The organism is Streptomyces sp. NPDC059900, assembly GCF_050270335.1.
Taxonomy (GTDB): Bacteria; Actinomycetota; Actinomycetes; order Streptomycetales; family Streptomycetaceae; genus Streptomyces.
This window is the reverse complement of sequence record NZ_JBNNJZ010000693.1, coordinates 1-3,919: the sequence shown is the minus strand read 5'-3', so window position 1 is coordinate 3,919 and position 3,919 is coordinate 1. Positions and strand designations below refer to the sequence as shown.

The following is a 3,919-nucleotide window of genomic DNA, read 5'->3' as shown; positions in this document are numbered from 1 at the left end:
CTTCAACCGGGACCGCTGAGCCCGTCCACCGAACGGACGCCGAAACAGAGCCCGTCCACCGGGCCGGTAGGGTCTGCACGCATGGGAGAGCAGGACATGCCTACCGGTCCCGGTACCGGCCCGGCCAGCAAGGGCAAACGCCGCCTCGGCGTCATGGGCGGAACGTTTGACCCGATCCACCACGGACACCTGGTGGCGGCCCAGGAGGTCGCCGCGCAGTTCCACCTCGACGAGGTGGTGTTCGTGCCGACCGGGCAGCCCTGGCAGAAGAGCGACAAGACGGTGTCCCCGGCCGAGGACCGCTATCTGATGACGGTCATCGCAACGGCCGAGAACCCGCAGTTCTCGGTGAGCCGCATCGACATCGACCGCGGCGGCCCGACCTACACGACGGACACGCTGCGCGATCTGCGCACGCTCAATCCCGACACGGACCTCTTCTTCATCACGGGCGCCGACGCCCTCGGCCAGATCCTCACCTGGCGCTACACCGACGAACTGTTCTCCCTTGCGCACTTCATCGGGGTCACCCGGCCCGGCCATACGCTGACCGACCCGGGCCTTCCGGAGGGCGGTGTCTCCCTCGTGGAGGTCCCCGCCCTCGCCATCTCGTCCACGGACTGCCGTGCGCGGGTCGCCAAGGGGGATCCCGTCTGGTATCTGGTGCCGGACGGTGTGGTGCGTTATATCGACAAGCGCGAGCTGTACCGCGGCGATTGAGCCGAGAGGGGCACCGGTGAACGACCGACAGTACGACCCGTATGCGGGCGGCGACCCGTACGCGGGCGAGTACGCGGCTGATCAGTACCAGGTCGTCGGCTACGACGAGTACGGCCAGCCGGTGTACCAGCAGGTGCAGCCCTCGGCTTCGTACGACCAGTACGGGGCTCAGGCCCCGCAGCAGCACCAGCAACACCAGCAGCCACAGCAGCACCAGCAGCCGCAGGGCTACGGCTACGACCCGTACGCGACGGGGCAGCAGGCGCCCGTGCCGCCCTACGACCCGGCCCACACCTCGCAGCCTTCGTACGACGCCGGTCCGTACGGCACCTACGACCAGCAGCAGGCCCCGCAGGCCCCGCACGCCGCCCAGCAGACCCAGACCGGCTGGATCCCGCAGCAGTCGCGCCAGCCGGAGCCCGAGCCTGAGACGGAGCCCGGGCCGGAGCCCGAGGCCGAGCCCCGGCGTGCGCCGGAGCGTGATCCGGCGTACGAGACCCAGCAGTTCTCCTTCATCGAGGAGCCGGACGAAGAGTCCGAAGACGTCATCGACTGGCTGAAGTTCACCGAGAGCCGCACCGAGCGGCGCGAGGAGGCCAAGCGGCGCGGGCGTTCCCGGGTGGTCGCCCTCGTCGTGGTGCTCGCGCTCGTGATCGCGGGCGGCGTCGGCTACCTCTGGTACGCGGGCAAGCTGCCCGGCCTGTCGGACGACGCGTCCGGCGACGGAGCCGCCGCGGCCGGACCGCAGAACCGCGACGTGATCGTCGTCCACCTGCACAACACCAAGGGGGGCGGCACCTCCACGGCGCTCCTGGTGAACAACACCACGGCCAAGCGCGGCACCACCGTCCTGCTGCCCAACTCCCTCTCCGTGACGAACGACGAGGGCGCGGGGACGACGCTCGGCAAGTCCGTCGACGACGACGGTTCGACCGGCACCCGCGAATCGATCGACAGCCTGCTCGGCACGCAGGTCGAGGGCACCTGGCGGCTCGACACCCCGTACCTGAACAACCTCGTCGAGCTGGTCGGCAACATCGACGTCGACACCGACGCCGATGTGCCCGACCCCAAGGCCAAGAAGGGCCAGGCGCCCCTCGTGAAGAAGGGCGAGCAGCAGACCCTGAGCGGCCCGATGGCCGTCGCGTACGCCACCTACCGCGCGTCCGGCGAGTCCGAGACGGCCCAGCTGAGCCGGTTCGGGCAGGTCATGCAGGGTGTCCTGCGCAAGCTCTCGTCCGACCCGCAGGCCGCGACGACCACCGTCCAGTCCCTCGCCCAGATCCTGGACCCGTCGCTCAAGGAGCAGGACCTCGGCGCCTTCCTCGCCAAGCTCGCCGACCGTGCCAAGGGCGGCGACTACGCCACGCAGCTGCTCCCGGTGCAGCAGGACGGGACGCTCTCGGAGAAGGCCGGGGCGAGCGTCGTCAAGAGCGTCCTGGGCGGCGCGGTCAAGAACCCGGAGAAGGGCGCGGCCGTCCGGGTCGGCGTCAAGAACGCGTCCGGGACCAAGGGTGCCGGGCAGGAGGCGCGGATCTCGCTGGTCAACGGCGGCTACACCTTCGTCGACAGCGGCGCGGGATCTTCGGCCCAGCCGACGTCGCAGGTCACGTACGCCGACGCGGACAAGAAGGCGCAGGCCGTCGAGGTCGCCAAGACCCTCGACCTGCCGGACAACGCGGTCCGCAAGGGCAGGACCGCGGCCAACGCGGACGTGTCGGTCGTCCTCGGCCAGGACTACAAGACGGGATGACCGCATCCACCCCGGCCGGGCTTCACCCCGGCCGGGGCTCCTGTGGCCAGGGCCTCGCAGGCCGGGGTGACGCAGCAGACAGGGCGATCGGACGATCGCCGAGGGCGCTGTCGGCGGTCCGTGAGACCCTTGGTGTGTCTTGACCACCTGAAGGAAAGCTCAACTGTGACCGCCACGGACCGCTCCATCGAGCTCATCAAGGTCGCCGCCCAGTCGGCCGCCGACAAGCTCGCGCACGACATCATCGCGTACGACGTCAGCGACGTGCTGTCGATCACGGACGCCTTCCTGCTCGCCTCCGCGCCCAATGACCGCCAGGTCAAGTCGATCGTCGACGAGATCGAGGAGCGGCTCAACAAGGACCTCGGCGTCAAGCCGGTGCGCCGCGAGGGCGACCGCGAAGCCCGCTGGGTCCTCCTGGACTACGTGGACATCGTGGTGCACGTCCAGCACAGCGAGGAGCGTGTTTTCTACGCTCTGGAGCGCCTGTGGAAGGACTGCCCCGAGATCGAGCTCCCCGCGGACGCCGTCGCGACCCGCGGCAAGGCCGCCGAGCACGCCGAGCAGCGCGCCGCGGAGGAGGCAGCCGACCTGGACGGTGAGCTTCGGTGACCAGCCGCGGCTGCCGGATCATCCTGTGGCGGCATGGCCAGACGTCCTGGAACCTGGAGCGCCGCTTCCAGGGCTCCACGGACATCGAGCTGACCGACACCGGCGTCTCGCAGGCCAGGCGCGCCGCCCGGCTGCTCGCCTCGCTGAAGCCGGACGCCATCGTGGCGTCCGACCTCAAGCGGGCGGCGGCCACAGCGGGTGAGCTCGCCGCCCTCACCGGCCTGGACGTCACGTACGAACAGGGCCTCCAGGAGACCTACGCCGGTGAGTGGCAGGGCCTGACGCACGACGAGATCATCGCGCGCTTCGGCGACCAGTACGCCGCGTGGAAGCGCGGCGAAGCGGTGCGCCGCGGCGGCGGCGAGCTGGAGACCGAGGTCGCCGACCGGGCCGCGCCGATCGTCCTGCGCCATGCCGACAAGCTGCCGGAGAACGGCACGCTCGTGGTGGTCAGCCACGGCGGCACGATCCGCACCACCATCGGCCGCCTCCTCGGCCTCGAGTCCCACCACTGGGAGGGCCTCGGCGGACTCTCCAACTGCTGCTGGTCCGTGCTGGGCCAGGGCGCGCGGGGCTGGCGCCTGCTCGAGCACAACGCCGGCACGCTGCCCGAGCCGGTGCTCGGCGACGACGATTAGTCCGGGCCGGGCGGGTGGCGAGAGCCGCTGGTCGGAGGGGCTGAGAGGGTCCCCCGGAGGCTCCGTCACCCGGATTTCACATTCCGGCCCGGCGCAGGCTAAAGTTCTTCTTGTTCGCCCGCCGAGCGGGACAGAACACACGGGGCTATAGCTCAGTTGGTAGAGCGCCTGCATCGCCCGCCGAGCGGGACAGAAC

The 3,919-nt window shown here is 70.5% G+C and carries 4 protein-coding genes; all 4 read left to right on the top strand.

Annotated features, from left to right (window positions below; translation table 11 throughout):
• The first annotated feature begins 81 nt into the window (after positions 1-81).
• Positions 82-720: a nicotinate-nucleotide adenylyltransferase gene (nadD, locus tag ACQKIP_RS42145; RefSeq protein ID WP_361189070.1), complete on the top strand. Its 639-nt coding sequence runs from the start codon at positions 82-84 to the stop codon at positions 718-720.
• Between the two features lie 16 nt (positions 721-736).
• Positions 737-2,473 carry an LCP family protein gene (locus ACQKIP_RS42140; protein WP_365857833.1) on the top strand — a complete coding sequence of 579 codons (1,737 nt, stop codon included), beginning with the start codon at positions 737-739 and terminating at the stop codon, positions 2,471-2,473.
• A gap of 165 nt (positions 2,474-2,638) precedes the next feature.
• Positions 2,639-3,085, top strand: a complete 447-nt coding sequence (gene rsfS, locus ACQKIP_RS42135; RefSeq protein ID WP_190080469.1) for a ribosome silencing factor — start codon at positions 2,639-2,641, stop codon at positions 3,083-3,085.
• Positions 3,082-3,723, top strand: a complete 642-nt coding sequence (locus ACQKIP_RS42130) for a histidine phosphatase family protein (RefSeq protein WP_365857835.1) — start codon at positions 3,082-3,084, stop codon at positions 3,721-3,723. The genes rsfS and ACQKIP_RS42130 overlap by 4 nt, the downstream gene beginning before the upstream one ends.
• Positions 3,724-3,919: the final 196 nt, after the last annotated feature.